General features: G+C 35.3%; 11 protein-coding genes. 9 read left to right on the forward strand and 2 right to left on the reverse strand.

Features of this window, described 5'->3' with window-relative positions; genetic code table 11:
* Positions 1–59: 59 nt before the first annotated feature.
* Entirely contained in the window at positions 60–1,409 is a 1,350-nt protein-coding gene (locus ES675_RS07195; RefSeq protein ID WP_066253998.1) for a DEAD/DEAH box helicase, read from the reverse strand.
* Positions 1,410–1,563: 154 nt separating this feature from the next.
* Here ES675_RS07195 and ES675_RS07200 point away from each other — a divergent pair, with 154 nt between their 5' ends.
* The 6 genes from ES675_RS07200 (at position 1,564) to ES675_RS07225 (ending at position 12,518) form a co-directional block, all read left to right on the forward strand.
* Complete coding sequence (locus ES675_RS07200; protein WP_066253936.1) at positions 1,564–2,868, forward strand: anthranilate synthase component I family protein; 1,305 nt, start codon at positions 1,564–1,566, stop codon at positions 2,866–2,868.
* 55 nt (positions 2,869–2,923) lie between these two features.
* Entirely contained in the window at positions 2,924–4,246 is a 1,323-nt protein-coding gene (gene tilS, locus ES675_RS07205; protein ID WP_066253930.1) for a tRNA lysidine(34) synthetase TilS, read from the forward strand.
* The gene (locus tag ES675_RS07210; RefSeq protein WP_066253927.1) at positions 4,236–6,263 is read left to right on the forward strand and encodes a protein-disulfide reductase DsbD family protein; all 2,028 of its coding nucleotides are present in this window, start codon (positions 4,236–4,238) and stop codon (positions 6,261–6,263) included. The genes tilS and ES675_RS07210 overlap by 11 nt, the downstream gene beginning before the upstream one ends.
* 72 nt (positions 6,264–6,335) lie before the next feature.
* Complete coding sequence (gene ade / locus ES675_RS07215; RefSeq protein ID WP_066253924.1) at positions 6,336–7,958, forward strand: adenine deaminase; 1,623 nt, start codon at positions 6,336–6,338, stop codon at positions 7,956–7,958.
* A 45-nt stretch (positions 7,959–8,003) separates the two neighbouring features.
* On the forward strand, positions 8,004–11,546 hold the full coding sequence (locus ES675_RS07220) for a T9SS type A sorting domain-containing protein (RefSeq protein WP_066253920.1): 3,543 nt from the start codon (positions 8,004–8,006) through the stop codon (positions 11,544–11,546).
* Between the two features lie 9 nt (positions 11,547–11,555).
* Complete coding sequence (locus ES675_RS07225; protein WP_148367341.1) at positions 11,556–12,518, forward strand: YheT family hydrolase; 963 nt, start codon at positions 11,556–11,558, stop codon at positions 12,516–12,518.
* Between the two features lie 49 nt (positions 12,519–12,567).
* Here the strand turns inward: ES675_RS07225 and ES675_RS07230 are convergent, their stop codons facing one another.
* The gene (locus tag ES675_RS07230) at positions 12,568–13,545 is read right to left on the reverse strand and encodes an NAD(P)H-dependent flavin oxidoreductase (RefSeq protein WP_066253918.1); all 978 of its coding nucleotides are present in this window, start codon (positions 13,543–13,545) and stop codon (positions 12,568–12,570) included.
* 153 nt (positions 13,546–13,698) lie between these two features.
* On the opposite strand from ES675_RS07230, the gene ES675_RS07235 reads away from it, so the two are divergent.
* The 3 genes from ES675_RS07235 to ES675_RS07245 all read left to right on the forward strand — a co-directional run bounded on the left by ES675_RS07235 (position 13,699) and on the right by ES675_RS07245 (position 16,466).
* On the forward strand, positions 13,699–15,237 hold the full coding sequence (locus ES675_RS07235) for a YifB family Mg chelatase-like AAA ATPase (protein WP_066253915.1): 1,539 nt from the start codon (positions 13,699–13,701) through the stop codon (positions 15,235–15,237).
* A 145-nt stretch (positions 15,238–15,382) separates the two neighbouring features.
* Entirely contained in the window at positions 15,383–15,895 is a 513-nt protein-coding gene (locus ES675_RS07240) for a hypothetical protein (RefSeq protein ID WP_066253912.1), read from the forward strand.
* Positions 15,896–15,977: 82 nt separating this feature from the next.
* Positions 15,978–16,466, forward strand: a complete 489-nt coding sequence (locus tag ES675_RS07245) for a hypothetical protein (protein ID WP_231931307.1) — start codon at positions 15,978–15,980, stop codon at positions 16,464–16,466.
* The last annotated feature ends 3 nt before the right edge of the window (positions 16,467–16,469 follow it).

Raw genomic sequence — 16,469 nt, forward strand, 5'->3', positions numbered from 1 at the left:
AGAAGGAATCTTGTAAATTGAACTGTTGTAATTATTGGCGTTAATTAGAAAGGATTTTCTTACTTCTTATTCCGCTTATTATAATTCTTATCACCACGAGTCTTTGGCTTTTTATATTTGGCAGCAATCTTAAACTTGTACGAACCGCCTAAATTTTCCTTGCTATTCTTTTCACTTTTTTCATGAAAAGCCAGTCCAGGAGCGTCTTCATCACGTAATTTTAGCGGATTATTTCGTTCTAAAATTTGTGGACGTTCTTCCTCCAATAAGTCTGTAGAAATAGCTACATCTTCCGGTAATTCAATTTCAGGAATCGTAATTTTCATTAACCCTTCTATACGTTCTAAAGCATCTTGTTCTTTTTCGGTGTAGAAAAGCAAGGCTTGACCTTCACGTTCTGCACGACCTGTTCTACCAATTCGGTGCATGTAGTTTTCAGGGAAATTGGGTGTGTCAAAATTGATAACGTGTGATACATTATCAATATCTAAACCACGAGCCATAACATCGGTTGCGACTAAAATTCTATTGTCGCCAGCACGAAACTGCTCAATACTTCGCAATCGGTAATTTTGAGTTTTATTGGAATGAATCACGCATAATTCATCGTGGAAATTTTCATCAAGCGCATCAAATAACCGATCAGCCATTTTCTTAAAACCGACAAAAATCAACACCTTATTAAAGGTTTCGGTGTCTTTTAAAATTTCTTTCAGTAAATTTAACTTCGTATAAAAATTAGGAACGGCATATTTATGTTGATCAATATTTTCTAAAGGTGTTCCAGAAACGGCAATAGAAACACGTTGTGGAGCCGTAAAAAAATCATTTATTAATGCGTCCACATCTTCCGTCATTGTAGCCGAAAACATAATGTTCTGACGACGTTCTGGTAAAATATCAAAAATATTAATTAGCTGATGTCTGAAACCTAAATCCAACATCACATCTACTTCATCTATTACTAATTTCTGAATGTTTTTTAATTGCAACACACGACTAACAGCTAAATCATACAAGCGTCCTGGAGTGGCCACAATAATGTCAATACCTTCGGCAACGGCACGTTTTTGTGCATTAATATTCACACCGCCATAAACACCCAATACGCGGACATTTATGTATTTGGCTAATTTTTCAATTTCGTCAACCACTTGCACCACTAATTCTCGGGTAGGCACCATAACCAAAACACGTGGACTTTCTTGATCAGAATATTTTAAACCTCGTAAAATAGGCAACATATAGGCAAAGGTTTTACCAGTACCAGTTTGGGCAATCCCAACGACATCTGTTCCAGAGGCAACTACATTAAAGGCTTCTGCCTGAATTGGTGTTGGATTGATAAAGCCTAAATCGTCTAATGCGTTGTATAAAGGCGTATTTAATTTTAAATCTTGAAAGGTAATTGCGTCCAAAAGTTTCTGTTTTAGGCTACAAAGGTAAATGTTTTATATGTCTTATGCTTTATGGCTTTGCAACTTTATAAATTGTTATTATACATACCATACTTCTGCTTTTTTATCCAATGAAATTTTCGGTACTTTGTAAATAACTTTTTTATTGAGAAAAACCCACACATATCAACCCCAAGACATCCAAGTCTTTAAAAATCAGATACTGCTTTGGAGTCAGCAATTCCGCGAGGTTTTGTGGTTAGATTCTAATACATACACACAAACTCATAGTAGTTATGATGCCGTTTTAGCTGTGGATGCCTTTACCAGTATTCAAACTGATTATGTGGATGCATTCCAGAAATTGAAAGAATATCAAAACTTAACTAACGATTGGATTTTTGGTTATTTGACATACGATTTAAAAAATGCCATTGAACCTTTAAAATCTGAAAATTTTGATGGATTGCAGTTTCCCGATCTGTGCTTCTTTCAACCTAAAAAAATATTTCTGTTCAAAGGAAATCAAGTAGTCTTGCAATATCTGAATATGGTTGATGATGAGATGGAAGCGGATTTGGAAGCCATTGAAAAAGTTGAAGAATGTCACCTTAATCGGAGTGAAAATGTATTAGATAATCCCATCAAAATTAAAATGAGGATTACGAAGGATGCTTATTTTGAAAAGGTGAATAATATGTTAGCTCATATTCATCGTGGAGATATTTATGAAGCTAATTTCTGTCAAGAGTTTTATGCTGAAGACACCCAAATAAATCCATTAGCCATTTATAACAATCTGAATGCGATTTCAAAACCACCTTTTGCTACTTTTTTAAAATTAGATGATAAATATCTAATGTCGGCTTCACCTGAACGTTATTTGAAAAAAGCAGGACAAACCGTTATTTCACAGCCCATAAAGGGAACAGCCAAACGGTCTAAAAATGAAGCAGAAGACAGCTTACTTAAAAATCAATTAGTAAATGATGTTAAAGAGCGTAGCGAAAATATCATGATTGTGGATTTAGTCCGAAATGATTTATCTAAAACGGCTATTAAGGGAAGCGTTCACGTATTGGAATTGTGCAAAATTTATAGTTTCGAACAAGTGCATCAAATGATTTCAACCATTCAAAGTACAGTTTCAAAAAACACAAATCCTATCCATATTATTGAATCCACATTTCCAATGGGAAGCATGACAGGCGCGCCAAAAATTTCGGCCATGCGCATTATTGAAAACCTTGAAGAAACCAAGCGAGGTTTATATTCGGGGGCTGTTGGTTATGTTACACCTCAAGGTGATTTCGATTTTAATGTGGTGATACGAAGTATACTTTATAACGAAACAAATCAGTATGTGTCGTATTCTGTAGGTGGTGCTATAACAGCTAAAAGCAATCCGTTAAATGAATACGAAGAGTGTCTAGTAAAAGCGAAAGCTATGCGTGACGTTTTAGAGGCATAAAGGTTTACGAATAGTTCTTTTAAAAGTGTAAATTTGACGTATTATTGATAATTATATGACACAAATTAATTTTGAAAATCACATCCAACAGGAACTTCCTTTTTTAACGAAAAGTAAGTTACTGATTGCTATTTCGGGCGGAATGGATAGTGTGGTTTTAACACATGTATGTCATAAAATGAAATTAAATTTTGCTTTGGCACATTGCAATTTTAATTTACGTGGTGATGAAAGTGATGCGAATGAGGAATTTGTTTTAGAATTAGCCGAAGATTTAGATTTAGAAGTTTTTATAGAAAGTTTTGAAACCGAAACCTACGCTTCGGAAAACAATATATCCATTCAAATGGCTGCGCGCGACTTGCGTTATGCCTGGTTTCAAGAATTAGCAGATCAATTACAATTCGATTATATTTTAACAGCCCATCATGCTGATGATAACTTGGAAACGTTTTTCATAAATCTCATGCGTGGAACCGGTTTAGATGGTTTAACAGGCATTCCTGAAACGAATGGTAAGCTTGTTCGCCCCTTATTGCCGTTTTCACATAGCGAATTACAAATATTTGCAAAGCGTGAAAAAATGTCGTGGCAGGAAGATAGTAGCAATGCATCCACCAAATACCTTCGGAATAAATTACGACATGATGTCATTCCTGTTTTAAAGGAAATGAATCCGCAATTCCTTCAAAATTTTCAAAAAACACAAGCACATTTACAAGAATCGTCTGAAATTATTGATGATGCCTTGGTTCGAATTCAGAAAAAAATAGTTCACACAACAGATAATATTATTCAGTTGGATGTGAAAAAATTACAACAATTATCCAATCCGAAAGTCTATTTATACCAACTACTTAAAGATTTTCAGTTCACGGAATGGGATGATGTGTATCAATTATTATTTGCACAATCCGGAAAATTTGTATTATCAAAAACACATCGTTTATTGAAAGATAGAACCACTTTAATTTTAACAGAATTGCCAATAAATCGTGATGAAACATCAGTTGTTTTACAAGAAAATGATTCTGAATTGGCACTTCCCATTGGTCGTTTAACTATTGAAAACACCACTAAAATTGGTGAAACTTCAACTACAGTATTATATCTTGATAAAGATTTGTTAAAATATCCATTATCGGTAAGAAAATGGGAAAAAGGCGACTATTTTTACCCTTTCGGAATGACTGGTAAAAAGAAATTGAGTAAATTTTTTAAAGATGAAAAACTGTCTTTACCAGAAAAAGAACAAACCTGGTTATTGTGTTCTAATAATCAAATTGTTTGGGTTATTGGTTTACGCGCTGATAACCGATTTAAAGTAACTAACGAAAAGAAACCTATATTAAAAATTAGTCTCCATAATGAAACGTAATTTAATACTATTTGCAACGCTTCTTATTACTGCGTTTTCAGTGCATGCCCAAATTTTAAACCCCGTAAAATGGACTGGAAAAACTGAAAAACTATCAGAAACTGAATACAATTTAATTTTTGAAGCTGATATTGAAGAACATTGGCATTTATATTCGCAAGACTTACCAGATGGAGGGCCAATTCCAACCGAATTTATTTTTGACTCCATTGATCAAGCAGATAATTATAAACTGGTTGGCAAAGTTTTAGAGAGTAAGTATATAACGGCTTTTGATAAGGTGTTTGAAATGGACTTGAACTTCTTTGATAACGAAGCAACCTTCACTCAAAAAATAGAACTTTTAAACCCAGATTTAAAAACCATAAAAGTTGATATTGCCTTTCAAGCCTGTGATGATGAACGCTGTATTTATCCGCAGAAATCAGTCACTTTTAATCTAGATAATTCAACAGAAGGAACAGCAACACTAACCGAAGAAAAATCTGCACTTTCTGATATTATAAACCTAAATGATAATGAAACGGAAGTTAAACAAGACTTTACGGTTTTAGATTCGGAAGCAGAAAATGAATCTAAAGGTCTTTGGGTAACTTTCTTTACGGCATTCTTTTTAGGTTTCTTGGTATTATTAACACCATGCGTATTTCCAATGATTCCAATGACCGTGAGTTTCTTTACCAAACAAAGTAAAACACGTGGTCAAGGTATTAGAAATGCATTGCTTTACGGATTCTTCATCATTGTAATCTATACACTTTTAGGGACAGCTATTTCGGCTCTTTTTGGTAGTAATGCCATGTATGAATTTTCAACAGGTGTAACATTTAACACCATCATGTTTTTGGCTTTGTTAATATTTGCATTCTCATTTTTGGGTGCTTTTGAAATTATGTTGCCAAATTCATGGGTAAACAAAGTAGATAGTAAAGCTAATAAAGGTGGTGTAGTAGGTATTTTCTTTATGGCTTTGGCTTTAGCAGTGGTCTCTTTTTCATGCACGTTTCCCATTGCAGGAACCGCTTTATTAGATGCTGCAACCAAAGGCGGTATTGCGCCAATAATTAGTATGCTAGGTTTTTCATCAGCTATAGCATTACCATTTGCGTTGTTTGCATTTTTCCCTAGTTGGTTGAATTCCATGCCAAAATCTGGTGGTTGGTTGAACACCGTTAAAGTTACATTAGGGTTTTTAGAATTAGCATTTGCTTTCAAATTCCTGTCTATGGTGGATTTAGTTCTAGAATGGCACATCCTAACCCGTGAGGTATTTTTAGCCATCTGGATTGCTATTTTTGGTACACTAGGATTATATTTATTAGGAAAAATTAAACTACCACACGATTCGCCTTTACCACATATTTCGGTTGGTCGTTTATGTATGGCATTGCTAGCTTTATCGTTTGCAATTTATATGATTCCAGGACTTTGGGGAGCACCAGTGGAACTTATTAGTGGTTTTCCACCGCCAATGAGTACCAATAGTGAATCGCCTTATGGTGTTGGTAATACAAAACCAGCTGTTTATTCTGGATCTGGTACCACAATTGAACTTCCAGAACATGCCCATTATGGGCCAAATAATTTGGTTGCCTTTCGCGATTATGATCAAGGTTTAGCTTATGCCAAGAAAGTAAACAAGCCAGTTATGCTGGATTTCACCGGATTAACCTGTGTTAATTGCCGAAAAATGGAAGAGCAGGTCTGGGTTAAAGAGCATGTTTTTAATGTATTAAATAATGATGTGGTATTGATTTCATTATATGTAGACGATAGAAAAAAATTACCGAAAGAGGAACAATACGAATCTGAATTAACAGGTAATAATGTCACAACATTTGGTCATAAATGGTTGGAATTTCAGCAAGTGCGTTATAATACCAATGCGCAACCTTTATACATTATTCAAGATGCGGATGGAAACGACATTAGCAAGCCTGTAGGTTACACGCCAGATGCCGAAGAATATCACGACTGGTTAAAAGCAGGCGTGAAGCGATTTAAACAAAAACAATAAAGACTTAAAAATCAAGCGAGACTAGTTCTCGCTTTTTTTATATAAAATAAGTAGCTTTACCGAAATGATTTTATGAAGATACAAGGACAGATTGTCGATATTCCGAACAAACGTATTTTTTCAGGTGAAATAACTGTGACTAACGGTAAAATTTCAGCCATCGAAGAAGTCTCGCATAACATCCAACAGTTTATATTACCAGGATTTGTGGATGCTCATATTCATATAGAAAGCTCCATGTTGGTGCCTAGTGAATTTGCTAGAATAGCCGTAAATCACGGAACTGTAGCAACCGTTTCTGATCCACATGAAATTGCTAACGTTTTAGGTATTGAAGGTGTGGAATTCATGATTAAAAACGGAAAGCAAACACCATTTAAATTTAATTTTGGTGCACCATCTTGTGTGCCAGCAACCACCTTTGAATCTGCAGGAGCTGTGATTGATTCGGAAGGGATTAAAAAGTTGATGGCAAATCCAGATATCACCTATTTAGCCGAAATGATGAATTATCCAGGCGTTTTATTTGATGATGAAGAGGTGCTAAAAAAAATAGCTTGGGCAAAACACTACAACAAACCCGTAGATGGTCATGCTCCAGGTTTACGTGGTGATGATTTAACGAAATATATTCATGCAGGCATTTCAACCGATCATGAATGTTTTACCTATGAAGAAGGGTTAGAGAAACTTCAAAAAGGTATGAAAGTCTTAATACGAGAGGGTAGTGCTGCTAAAAATTTTGAAGCGTTAATTGATTTGTTACCGAAACATTACGAAAATATGATGTTTTGTAGCGATGATAAACATCCTGACGATTTATTACTTGGTCATATCAATCAATTATGTGCACGCGCCATTGCTAAAGGTTTTGATGTATTTCAAATATTACAAATGGCATGTATAAATCCCGTAAAACATTATAATTTATCAGTCGGCTTATTGCAAGTAAATGATGCAGCCGATTTTATTGTTGTTGAAGATTTAATTCACTTTAAAACGCTTAAAACAGTTATTAATGGTGACGTGGTTTTTGAAAACGGACAATCGCTTATTTCACATACAGAATTCAAAATACTTAATAATTTCAATACCTCTAAAAAGCAGGTGTCCGATTTTAGAATAGAATCTTCAGCAAAGCAAATTAGGGTCATTGAAGCCTTGGAAGGGCAACTGGTAACCAATGAGCTTATTGAAGATGCGTTAATTGAAAACGGAAACTTAATCTCAAATATTGAAAAAGATATTTTAAAAATGACGGTTGTAAATCGCTATAATAATGATAAACCGTCTATCGCTTTCATTAAAAACTTCAGATTAAAATCGGGTGCCATTGCCAGTTCTGTTGGTCATGATTCCCATAATATTATTGCCGTTGGTGCTACAGATGAAGCCATTTGCAAAGCCGTGAACTTAATTATAGAAAACAAAGGTGGTATTTGTGCCGTTTCAGAAACTGATAGCTACATCGTTTCATTGCCAGTTGCTGGTATCATGAGCGATCAAGACGCCAAAACCATTGGTGAAGCTTATGGCAAATTAGATAACAAGGCCAAACAATTAGGGAGTACTTTAAACGCACCATACATGACCTTGAGTTTTATGGCATTATTGGTAATTCCTGCGTTAAAATTAAGTGATAAAGGTTTGTTTGATGGCGCTAGTTTTAAGTTTATTAGTTTAGAAGTTGAATGATTTATTTATTGTAAGTTCGTGGCCTAAATCTATTAAATCCTAATTATGAATAAACATCTACTCGTATTAGTTTTCACACTTTGTTTTACTTTTTATGGTAATGCCCAGATTGGGTTTCAGGAAAATATAATCATTGATCAATCATTATTTATTGATGGAGGTGAATCTGTTCATACAACAGATATTGATGGTGATGGTGACCTTGACGTTTTGATAGCCTCTTCTAATGACGATAAAATAACTTGGTATGAAAATATAGATGGTTTAGGTTATTATGGCAATCAACAAATTATTAGCTCTTCGGCCAGAGGTGCAATGTTTACCTATGCTGCAGATATTGATGGCGATGGTGACATGGATGTTTTATCCGCTTCAAGTGATAATAAGATAGCTTGGTATGAAAATACAGATGGTCTAGGTAGTTTTGGAAGTGAACAAATTATAACCTTAACAGCGTATGGCGCGAAAACTGTTCATGCTTTTGATATAGATAGTGATGGCGATATGGATGTTTTAGCATCTTCTTCCGGTGATGGTAAGATTGGTTGGTATGAAAACACAGATGGACTAGGTAGTTTTGGAAATCAGCAGGTTATAACTTCTTCAGCGTCCGATGTTAAATCTGTTTATCCAGTAGATATTGATAATGATGGTGATATGGACATTATAGCAGCTTCCGTATTATCAACTTCTAGTAGTAGAATATCTTGGTATGAAAACACGAATGGTTTAGGTGATTTTGTTCCGCATTTGTTATCAAGATCTGTAATTGGTGTTGAGTCTGTTTATGCAGCAGATATAGATAATGATGGTGATATGGATGTTGTGTCTGCTTCTTCAAGTGATAATAAGTTTGCTTGGTATGAAAACATAGATGGTTTGGGGACTTTTGGTGATCAGTTGGTTATATCTGCACTGGCAAATGATCCAAAAAGTGTTTATGCTATAGATATAGATAATGATGGTGATATGGACTTATTAACGGCTTCTGATAATGATAAAATTAGTTGGTACGAAAACACTGATGGATTAGGTAGTTTTAGTGATTCAAATGAAATTGGATTCACAAATGGAACTGTGCAGTTTATAATTGCTTCAGATTTAGATGGTGATGGTGATAGGGATGTACTAGCCGCTTCTTATGGTAATAATACATTAATAATATTTGAGAATTTAAATGGTTTAGGAAATTTTAGTAATCCAGAATCTATAACGTCATCTGCAGCTAGTGCTAAATCTGTATATAGTACTGATATGGATGGCGATGGGGATTTAGATGTCTTGTCTGCAAGTTTAGACGGTAATATATCGTGGTATGAAAATAGAGATGGCCAAGGAAATTTTGGTAGTAAAAAAATTATAAGTTTTAGTGCCAATCAAGCTTGGTCTGCTCATGCAGCTGATATTGATGGCGATGGTGATATGGATGTATTATCCATTCATAACGGTGGTAATTTTGGTTGGTTTGAGAATTTGGATGGCATGGGTAATTTTGGAGAAAAACACCCAATAAGAAGTGCAAATCAAGGAGAATCTGTTTATGCTGCTGATTTAGATAACGATGGAGATGTAGATGTATTAACTGCAGATCGTGATGGAATATCCTGGCATGAAAATACCGATGGTTTAGGTGATTTTGGCAGCGAACAAGTTTTACTTTTTGGTAGTAACATAAGATCAACTTCAGTATATGCCTCCGATTTAAATGGTGATGGAGATTTAGACGTCTTACAAGCTACACAATCTCAAAATAAAATATCGTGGTATGAAAATGATGGTAACTCCTATGATAATTTTGGTGGTGAAGGAATTATTTCATCCAATGCAACTTATGTCCAATCCGTTTTTGCTTCTGACCTTGATGGTGATGGAGATATGGATGTGTTATCAGCAAATCAAACTAGTAATTCAATAGTTTGGTACGAAAATATTAATGGTTTTGGGGATTTTGGAAGTGGACAGACAATAACGAACTTGGCTTATAATGCTAAATCTGTATACGCGTCAGATATAGATGCGGATGGCGATATGGATGTGTTATCCGCTTCTAGTAACGATGGAGAAATAGCTTGGTATGAAAATATAAATGGGCTTGGTAGTTTCGGGAGTCAACAAATTATAGCTGTAATTGCCGGAGCTTCATCGGTTTTTGCAGCAGATATCGATGGAGATGGTAATATGGACGTGCTTTCTGGTGGATCTGGTGTGATTTCTTGGTATAAAAATATGGGAACACAATTTAATGAAATTAATGGTACAATTCGAATTGATATGGATGCTAATGGCTGTGATGTTTCAGATAATGTAGTTAGTAATTTAATGGTTGTTACAGAAAGTGCTTCTGATAGTTTTGCTACATTTTCTTCAAGTAGTAATGGATTATTTCAGTTGTTTCCTAATGAAGGAGAATATACAACGACTATAACATCTCAATTACCAAATTACTATGTTTCCAACCCAACAGTGCAAATCTCAAATTTTACTGGCGTTGGTAATACAGATACGGTAGATTTTTGTATAGAACCAATTGGCACAATAAACGATTTAAATATAAGTATTTATCCTTTAAATAGCCCGACGCCAGGATTTGATACTAATTATCAACTAGTGTATAAAAATGTTGGAACAACTCAATTAAGTGGTTATGTTACTTTTGAATTTGATGACACCAAGTTAAGTTTATTAGCTGCAAGTGAAACAATAGCTTCGCAAACAACAAATACAATCACTTTTGATTTTGATGATTTGAATCCATTTGAAACACGAACTATAGATTTAGAGTTTAATGTGCTTGCACCACCAACAACAGAGATCGGAGATGTTTTAAGTTCTACTGCAACCATTAATCCCATTTCTGGAGATGAAACAGAGGAAGATAATACATTCACTTTAAGTCAAACAGTCATAGGTTCGTACGATCCAAATGATATTCGTATTTTAGAAGGGGAACAAATTCTACTAGAAGATGCCGATAAATATTTGCATTACATCATTCGTTTTCAAAATACAGGAACTGCAAACGCTATTAATGTGAGAGTTGAAAGTGATTTGGATCCTAAACTAGATTGGACAACCCTACAATTAGAAAGCTTAAGCCATGATGGACGTGTGGAAATTAAGGATGGAAGTGACGTGAGTTTTATTTTTAACAATATCAACTTACCAGATAGTACTCATGATGAACCTAATTCTCATGGTTTTATTGCTTTTAAAATAAAACCTAAAGCTAATGTAGTAGTTGGAGATGTTTTTAATGCTATTGCAGATATTTATTTTGATTTTAATCCTGCTATTGTTACGAATATCGCTTTAACTGAAATTATGGAAACCTTATCTGTAAGTAAATTTAAATCAAATGATATAATTATATATCCAAACCCAACTAATCAATTGGTGAATTTTGCAGGAACAATGCAAATGAAATCTATCACAATAATTGATATTAATGGTAGACATTTAAAGGATTATAACTTCCATTCTCCAAAAGTGTCATATCAAATAGACTTAAGTAGTTTAAGCAATGGAGTCTATTTTGTCCGGATTAAAACAAACAATGGTATTCAAACTAAAAAACTTATTAAAAAGTAAATTGAATAAATGCCCATAATAGAATCCACTTACAAAGCACCTTATTTTTTTAGAAAAGGGTTTGTTGCGACTGTTTATTCAGGATTAATCAGACAAGTTAAAGACATTGTCCAAAAACGTGAACGCATCACCTTATCTGATGGCGATTTTCTAGATTTAGATTGGAGTTATTCTGATGAAAAAACAGAGAAGCTTATCATTATTTTACATGGCATGGAAGGTAGTGCACAACGTGCTTATGTTACTGGAACGGCCAAGCTTTGTAATGCGAATAAAATAGATGCTCTATCAGTTAATTTTAGAGGGTGTTCAGGTGAAGATAATTTGCTTTTTCAATCCTATCATTCAGGAGCAACCACGGATTTACAGGATGTTATTTCACATGTTATTGGCACAAAAACGTATTCGGAAATCTATATCAAAGGCGTCAGTTTAGGCGGAAATGTCACTTTAAAATATTTAGGTGAATCCACTAACATTCCAACTGAAATTAAGGGAGGAATAGCCATTTCAGTACCATGCTATTTAGCAGGATCTGCCAAGGAATTGCACACCATTAAAAACTATCCATTTCATGAAAAATTCAAACGTGATTTAGTCAATAAATTACGAGTAAAAAGCGAAAATCATCCCGATAAAATTTCCCTTAAAGATTTAAAAGCAATTAAAACGTTATACGATTTCGATAATTATTATACCGCTAAAGCCCACGGATTTAAAGATGGTGCCGATTATTATGAGAAAAGTAGTTCGCTGCAGTTTCTTCCAAATATTAAGATTCCCACTTTAATTATAAATGCGCTAAACGATTCCTTTTTATCACCTGAATGTTATCCGGTTAAAGAAGCTATAAATAACCCGTATTTATTTTTAGAAATGCCCAAGTATGGAGGTCACATGGGTTTTATTCAAATACGTGGTTCTTATTATAATGAGCTTCGGACTTTGGAGTTTATTCGTAAAAATTCGTGAAATTGGTATCGAAAAAACAGTTGCAATATTATGAAATTCGTGTCAAGTCTTATTTATAAGTCGCCAAATGCTTTACCTGTTCCTCAATAGCCGAAATAAACTCACTTTTAAGTTCTTTCACCAATTCAGAAACGTGAGGTGCGTTATGAATATTAGTCACACCTTGTCCAGCAGACCAAATCGTAGCCCAAGCTTTAGCATCATCTTTATGAACCGTTAATTCTTCTCCAAAATCTACTTTTTTCTCACGTGTTAACATGTCTTCGGTGATTCCCATGGCTTTTATGCTTGGCCCTAAAAAGTTGGCAGCAACACCGGAAATAGCAGCTGTATAAACAATATCATCAGCGCCTGCATCAATTATCATATCGCGATATTCTTGTGGTGCTTTGCTCTCTTGCGTGTTAATGAATCGCGTTCCCATATAGGCTAAATCGGCTCCCATTTGTAAGGCAGATGCAATATCACGACCCGTACTAATAGTACCAGCAAGTAAAATGGTTTTCTTAAAGAAGCGTTTAATTTCTGCCACTAATGGCATGGGGTTAATAGTTCCTGCATGGCCACCTGCGCCTGCGGAAACGAGAATAAGTCCGTCTACACCAGCTTCGGCAGCTTTTTCTGCATGCCGTTTTTTAATAATATCATGAAATACTAATCCGCCATAACTATGAACGGCATCTACTAGTTCTGAAACAGCACCTAGAGACGTAATAATTAATGGCACTTTATGTTTAACACACAATTCTAAATCGGCTTGAACGCGTGGATTCGTATTATGAACAATCAAATTCACACCAAAAGGAGCTGCTTTCTTACCCGTTTCTTTTTCAAATGCTGCAAGCGCTGTTTTTATTTCTATGAGCCATTCTTCAAAACCTTCGCTCGTGCGTTGGTTTAAAGCTGGAAACGTTCCAACTATGCCGTTTTTACAACATTCAATTACTAATTGTGGTCCAGAAATTAAAAACATAGGTGCCGCAACAGCAGGTAATGTTAAGGCCTTTATAAACGATGCTTTACTCATTTTTTGTGTGTTTTGATTGGATACCAAATATAATTAAAACTAATTACAGGTTATTCATGAATTTATTAAGAATTTAGAATAAAATAAAAAGAGATTATAATTTCAAATTCTTTATTGAATCATTTTTACTACATTTAAGGAAATCAAGCAATTATGCTAAAAAAAGTCTTTGGAAGTGCGGTATTTGGCGTTGAAGCGACAACCATAACCGTCGAGGTAAATGTGGATAAAGGCGTTGGCTATCATTTGGTAGGATTGCCAGACAATGCCATTAAAGAAAGTAATTTCCGAATTGCAGCTGCGCTTCAAAATAATGGTTATAAAATTCCCGGCAAAAAAATCATTATAAATATGTCGCCAGCCGATTTACGAAAGGAGGGAAGTGCTTACGATTTAACCCTCGCCATGGGAATTCTAGCCGCCACCAACCAGATAAAAGCGGACGATTTAGAAGATTATTTAATTATGGGTGAACTATCTTTAGATGGAACCTTGCAACCCATAAAAGGCGCTTTACCAATTGCTATAAAAGCGCACGAAGAAGGTTTTAAAGGTTTTATTCTTCCCAAACAAAATGCAAAAGAAGCTGCCATTGTTTCGGGACTGAATGTTTACGGCGTAGATACCATAACACAAGTTATAGACTATTTTGATAAAGGCGAAGCTTTAGAGCAAACCATAATTGATGTCAAGGAAGAATTTAATAAAAGTCTCAATTTCCCGGAGTTTGATTTTGCTGACGTTAAAGGACAAGAAGGCATTAAACGCTGTATGGAAATTGCTGCAGCTGGTGGTCATAATATTATTTTAATTGGTCCTCCAGGCGCAGGGAAAACCATGCTTGCCAAACGATTACCCAGTATTTTACCACCTATGACCTTGCAAGAAGCTTTGGAAACAACCAAAATCCATTCGGTTGTTGGTCGTGTTAAAGAAAATACGGGATTAATGGCACAACGACCGTTTAGAAGCCCACATCATACTATATCAAATGTAGCTTTAGTTGGAGGTGGCAGTTATCCACAACCTGGCGAAATTTCCATGTCGCACAACGGTGTGTTGTTTCTGGATGAATTACCTGAATTTAAACGAGACGTTTTAGAAGTTATGCGCCAACCTTTGGAAGATCGGGAAGTCACGATTTCCAGAGCCAAGTTTACCGTTACCTATCCATCATCATTTATGTTGGTGGCGAGCATGAATCCGAGTCCGAGTGGTTATTTTAACGATCCAAATGCACCTGTAACATCGTCGCCTGCCGAAATGCAGCGGTATTTAAGTAAAGTGTCTGGTCCGTTGTTAGATAGAATAGATATTCATATTGAAGTGACACCAGTTCCTTTTGAAAAATTATCTGATGAACGTAAAGGCGAAGCATCTGTAGACATTAGAAAACGTGTTACAGCAGCCAGAGAAAGGCAAACGGAACGTTTTGTTGAATCAGAAAGCGTGCATTATAATGCGCAAATGAATGTGAAACAAATACGAAAACATTGTAAACTAGATGAAGCTTCAAAAGAATTATTAAAAACAGCTATGGAACGTTTGAATTTATCCGCTCGTGCTTACGATAGGATTTTAAAAGTTTCCAGAACCATTGCCGATTTAGAAGCCAGTCCGTCTATAAATGGTGCTCATATAAGTGAAGCCATTCAATATCGTAGTTTGGATCGAGAAGGTTGGTTGGGTTAAGTGAAAATTTTCTGACAAGTTGAAGGCTAATCACCAATAAACAGGATAGTTGAAAATGAAATTAAAATCATTTTATTCGTAGAAAAACAAAGTCTATTTCATTCTTTTTTATACTTTTAAGGTCTATTAATCAAACCAACCAAAAATGAAAAATGTATCCTTATTAATCATCGGTGCCATAATTGGCGCTTTAGCTACCTACTATTTTTGTCCTAATTGTTCAGGAAATGGAGATATGGTGGGCAATATAGTGAAACCTGCAGGTGTAATTACGGCCAAAGAAGCCATGACATTAGATCAAGCTTTTAATTCTAGACACGAACTTATTAGCGACCAAATTGTTATGCGTCCAGACAACCGATCTGCGTGGTGGTCTGTGGAAGACATTAAAAATTATATAAAATACGCGGAAAACCAATCCCATGAATTAGGTTACAGAATGGATGGTCTGCGTTTGTATTTAGGTGCTTATCCCGATTCGCCTAAAGAAGGCGTTGGTTATACCACCATGTTTTTTGTACCAACAGGTACGCAAGCTTTATCAGAAGGTTCTAGTATGCCGTTTCATTTTAAACGTAAAGGAGGTGACATTCCTGGAGGTGATGGCTTGAATATGGGTGGTGATGGTGATCCACCAAGTGCCAATTACCCACAATAACCACGTAATTATTAACCCTTAAATATTTATATTATGAAAAATTTTTTTAATTGGAAATCCGTATGTATGTATGTATGTATGTATGTTGTTTATTAGCTTCAGTTGTACTACTGATGATTCTAAAGCTGCTGGAAATGATGAATCGTCGTCATCTCGACTGGCGAAAGCGCCTTTTGGTATTATTTCGTCAGAGCGTGCTCAAGAATTAAATAATAATTGGACGGCTTCACGTGCAAGCGTAATTGAAGCTGCCATTGGCAAACCAGACAATCGTTCTGTGAAATTTTCGCTACAAGATATGAGAGCATATCTAGATTATGCTGAAAATCAATCGCAGGATTTAGGCTATGAAATGGATGGTGTTCGTATTTATTTTGCAGCTTATGGCGAAAATGAAGCGAATGGTAAAGCAGGTCAAGCTACCGTATTTTTGGTGCCAACCGGAAACAAAAATATTTCTGAAGCTAGTATGATTCCTTTCACACGGGAAGAAGGTGGTGATATTCCTGGAGGTGATGGCTTGAATATGGGTGGTTTAGGAAATCCACCTGGTGGAAATTACCCACAATAACCA

This window comes from Algorimicrobium algoritergicola (genome assembly GCF_008086165.1).
Classification (GTDB): domain Bacteria; phylum Bacteroidota; class Bacteroidia; order Flavobacteriales; family Flavobacteriaceae; genus Algorimicrobium; species Algorimicrobium algoritergicola.

Bases quoted from the DNA above. Each gene is read 5' to 3' on its own strand.
- tilS (WP_066253930.1), top strand. From the start codon at position 2,924: ATGACACAAATTAATTTTGAAAATCACATCCAACAGGAACTTCCTTTT.
- ES675_RS07230 (WP_066253918.1), bottom strand. From the start codon at position 13,545: ATGAGTAAAGCATCGTTTATAAAGGCCTTAACATTACCTGCTGTTGCG.
- ES675_RS07240 (WP_066253912.1), top strand. From the start codon at position 15,383: ATGAAAAATGTATCCTTATTAATCATCGGTGCCATAATTGGCGCTTTA.
- ES675_RS07225 (WP_148367341.1), top strand. From the start codon at position 11,556: ATGCCCATAATAGAATCCACTTACAAAGCACCTTATTTTTTTAGAAAA.
- ES675_RS07235 (WP_066253915.1), top strand. From the start codon at position 13,699: ATGCTAAAAAAAGTCTTTGGAAGTGCGGTATTTGGCGTTGAAGCGACA.
- ES675_RS07220 (WP_066253920.1), top strand. From the start codon at position 8,004: ATGAATAAACATCTACTCGTATTAGTTTTCACACTTTGTTTTACTTTT.
- ES675_RS07245 (WP_231931307.1), top strand. From the start codon at position 15,978: ATGTTGTTTATTAGCTTCAGTTGTACTACTGATGATTCTAAAGCTGCT.
- ade (WP_066253924.1), top strand. From the start codon at position 6,336: ATGAAGATACAAGGACAGATTGTCGATATTCCGAACAAACGTATTTTT.
- ES675_RS07210 (WP_066253927.1), top strand. From the start codon at position 4,236: ATGAAACGTAATTTAATACTATTTGCAACGCTTCTTATTACTGCGTTT.